Below are 3,133 nucleotides of genomic sequence, written 5' to 3' on the forward strand. Positions count from 1 at the left end.
CCCCTCCCCGCCACGCGCGATGCGCGCGGGAAGAGGGGAGAATGCGCCGCCTGCGACCGTAGCGTCGCGACCCGCCACATCCTCACTCGTTCCGCGCGTCGACGCCCGGGCGCGGTGGGCGGCGGCTTCGCCGCCGGCACGACGGTCCCACGAATTATCCGGCGGCGGCTGCAATCCGGTGGAAGAGCCGATGCCGCTTTCGCCGCGGTTGATCGCGGGATTGAGCAGTTCCGCCAACGCCGGCCCGATCGGCTGCACGTCCGGCCGATGCGCCCGGGATTTGGGGGTTCTGACGGGCTTTTTTGGAGTGTTTGGATGCTTCGCCATGGTCGGAATATGGGATGAGTCCGGCGCACATAAAAGAGCAAAAGCCGGCAGGGGGAACGTAGATGAACCGCTTCAGCAGAGATGCTGGCAGTCCCTTGTTCGGATCGGCAAAACCCATCTACAATGCCGCGGAGGATCATGCTCCTCGGGATAGGGTGAGGGACCAGATGGCTGCTGAAGTCGATCCGCGCGCCGGCAAGCCCGCCGACCCATCCAGATTGGCCAATATCCCGCGGCTGGTGACGGCTTATTTTGCCGGCCAACCCGATCCATCGATACCCTCGCAACGGGTGGCGTTCGGCACCTCAGGACATCGCGGTTCCTCGCTGAACCACGCCTTCAACGAGGCGCATATCACGGCGATCAGCCAGGCGCTGTGCAATCATCGCCAGAGGATCGGCCTCGATGGACCCCTGTTCGTCGGCATCGACACCCATGCGCTGGCGGAGCCGGCGCTGGCCAGCGCGCTCGAAGTGTTCGCGGCCAACGGCGTCGAGGTCATGGTTGACGAGCATGATGGTTACACCCCGACGCCAGCGATCTCCCACGCCATCCTGACCTATAACAAGGGCCGCGCGACCGGTCTGGCCGACGGCGTGGTGATCACCCCGTCGCACAATCCGCCCGAGGACGGCGGCTTCAAATATAATCCGCCCAATGGCGGTCCGGCGGATACCGATATCACCGCCGGCATCGAGCGCGCCGCCAACGGCTTTCTCGAGGACGGTCTTCGCGGCGTCAAGCGCATTCCCTATGACCGCGCCCGCAAGGCATCCTGCGTCCATCGCCACGATTACATCGGGCCTTATGTCGCCGATCTCGCCGATGTCGTCGACATGGCAGCAATCCGGTCTTCCGGCGTAAAGATCGGGATCGATCCTTTGGGCGGCGCCGCGGTGCGGTACTGGCAGCCGATCATCGAGCGCTACGGCATTGCCGCGACGGTCATCAGCGATGCCGTCGACCCGACGTTCCGCTTCATGACCGTCGACTGGGACGGCAAGATCCGGATGGACTGCTCCTCGCCCTATGCGATGGCGCGGCTGATCGGCCTGCGCGACCAATTCGATGTCGCTTTTGCCAACGACACCGACGCCGACCGCCATGGCATCGTGACGCGCTCCAGCGGGCTGATGAATCCGAACCATTATCTGGCCGCCGCCATCTTCTATCTGTTCGGGAATCGCCCAAACTGGCGCCCGGACAGCGCGATCGGCAAGACCGTGGTCTCCAGCGCGATCATCGACCGCGTCGCCAGGAAGATCGGGCGCCGGCTGGTCGAAACTCCCGTCGGCTTCAAATGGTTCGTCGATGGCCTGTGCGACGGCTCGTTCGGATTCGGCGGCGAGGAAAGCGCCGGTGCTTCCTTCCTGCGCCGCGACGGATCGGTATGGACCACCGACAAGGACGGCCTCATTCTCGGCCTGTTGGCCGCCGAGATGACGGCGCAGACCAAACGCGACCCCAGCCAGTTGTTCACTCAATTGACCGACGAACTCGGCGTGCCCTTCTACGAACGGATCGATGCGGCGGCGACGCCGGCGCAGAAGAACCTGCTGAAGGCGCTTTCGCCGGAAAAGCTTGCGATGAAGGAACTCGCCGGCGAGCCGGTCCGCGCGGTGCTCACCGCAGCGCCCGGAAATGGCCAATCCTTCGGCGGCATCAAGGTCACCTCCGACAGCGGTTGGTTTGCGGCGCGGCCGTCGGGCACCGAGGACGTCTATAAGATCTACGCGGAAAGTTTTCGCAGCCAGACACACCTGCGGCAGATCCAGCAGGAAGCCCAGCATTCGATCGCGCAGGCTTTCAAGGGGTGAACAGAGCTGCCTCGCCGCCATTGCGAGTTAGGTTTTTCGCAGGGAGAAGACCCGATGCTCGATACGTCAGACCCGCTGGTGCTCGATCTCGTCGAATGGATCGCACGGGAACCACGGCTTTATGCCGATGTCATCGAGAGCTGGCGAACCTCATGTCCGCGATTGACGATCTGGGAGGATGCGGTTGATCGCGGCTACGTCGTGCGCCAGCCGGTCGCAGGCACCGGCGTCAGGGTTGTCATCACCGAGGCCGGCGAAACATTTTTGCGTGCGCATGGCCGCGTGAGCTGAACGCGCTTGGGCGGCCACAAGCGGGACGTTGGCCGCGCCGGCGCGGCCCGATCACTTTCCTGCGCCCAGATGCAAGCGCCCATTGACTTGGCAGGGCAATGGCGACATTCATGCATCCGCATCCACTTTGCGATTGCAGCTTCAATGACCGCGGGAACGCCCATGATCGACCTTTATTACTGGACCACGCCGAACGGCCACAAGATCACGATGTTTCTCGAAGAGGCCGGGCTGCCCTACAAGATCTTTCCGATCAACATCGGCAAGGGCGACCAGTTCAAACCCGAGTTCCTGGCAATCGCGCCGAACAACCGCATTCCGGCGCTGGTCGACCACGAGCCGAAAGGCGGCGGAACGCCGATCTCGGTGTTCGAATCCGGGGCGATGCTGCTGTATCTCGCCGAGAAGACCGGCAAATTCCTTCCCGCCGACATCTACGGCCGTTATGACGCGATCCAGTGGACATTCTGGCAGATGGGCGGGCTCGGGCCGATGGCCGGGCAGAACCATCACTTCTCGAATTATGCCCAGGAAAAGATCAAATACGCCATCGACCGCTATGTGAACGAGACCAACCGGCTCTACGGCGTGCTCAACAAGCGGCTCGCGGACCGCGAATTCGTCGGCGGCGAATACTCGATCGCCGACATGGCGAGCTATCCCTGGGTCGCCGGCTGGAAGAACCAGAGCCAGAACAT

Annotated in this window: 3 protein-coding genes and 1 pseudogene; 3 read left to right on the forward strand and 1 reads right to left on the reverse strand. The window is 63.3% G+C overall.

Annotation, left to right across the window (positions count from 1 at the left end; genetic code table 11):
• Positions 1-327 (reverse strand): annotated as a pseudogene (locus ABSG20_RS33460) (excinuclease ABC subunit UvrB); the annotation flags it as partial.
• 167 nt (positions 328-494) lie between these two features.
• Between ABSG20_RS33460 and pgm the strand changes: the two are divergent.
• The 3 genes from pgm to ABSG20_RS33475 all read left to right on the forward strand — a co-directional run.
• The gene (gene pgm, locus ABSG20_RS33465) at positions 495-2,144 is read left to right on the forward strand and encodes a phosphoglucomutase (alpha-D-glucose-1,6-bisphosphate-dependent) (RefSeq protein ID WP_423868719.1); all 1,650 of its coding nucleotides are present in this window, start codon (positions 495-497) and stop codon (positions 2,142-2,144) included.
• Positions 2,145-2,198: 54 nt separating this feature from the next.
• Entirely contained in the window at positions 2,199-2,435 is a 237-nt protein-coding gene (locus ABSG20_RS33470) for a hypothetical protein (protein WP_423868720.1), read from the forward strand.
• Positions 2,436-2,597: 162 nt separating this feature from the next.
• Positions 2,598-3,133: glutathione S-transferase N-terminal domain-containing protein (locus ABSG20_RS33475; protein WP_423868721.1), on the forward strand; the 536-nt coding region annotated here is incomplete at its 3' end.

This window comes from Bradyrhizobium sp., from assembly GCF_049512235.1.
GTDB lineage: Bacteria > Pseudomonadota > Alphaproteobacteria > Rhizobiales > Xanthobacteraceae > Bradyrhizobium.